Raw genomic sequence first — 250 nt, 5'->3', positions numbered from 1 at the left:
CATGGAGTCCCACGGCAGCGTGTAGGTGAAGACCTGTGCCTTGCCGCCGAGCGTGTCGATTTCCGAGCAAGCGACGCGTTCGACCAGAGTTTCCTTACGTTGCCGGTAGGCGATGAGGTCGGCGACCGAAACCTGCTTCAGCCCATGCTCCTCGGCGAAAGCCTGCACCTGCGGGCCGCGCTTGACGGTGCCGTCATCATTGACCAGCTCGGAAATGACGCCGACCGGCGGCAGGCCGGCGAGCTTGCAC

At 64.4% G+C, this 250-nt stretch carries 1 protein-coding gene; it reads right to left on the bottom strand.

Annotated elements, in window-relative coordinates:
* Positions 1 to 250 (bottom strand): 3,4-dihydroxy-2-butanone-4-phosphate synthase (locus tag EOC06_RS44565; RefSeq protein WP_245470419.1); only part of this gene is annotated, 250 nt, incomplete at both ends.

The sequence above is a fragment of the Mesorhizobium sp. M7A.F.Ca.MR.362.00.0.0 genome, from assembly GCF_004023175.1.
In the GTDB taxonomy this organism is placed as follows: domain Bacteria; phylum Pseudomonadota; class Alphaproteobacteria; order Rhizobiales; family Rhizobiaceae; genus Mesorhizobium.
The sequence above is the reverse complement of the archived record's forward strand: the minus strand, read 5'-3'. Positions and strand labels throughout refer to the sequence as shown.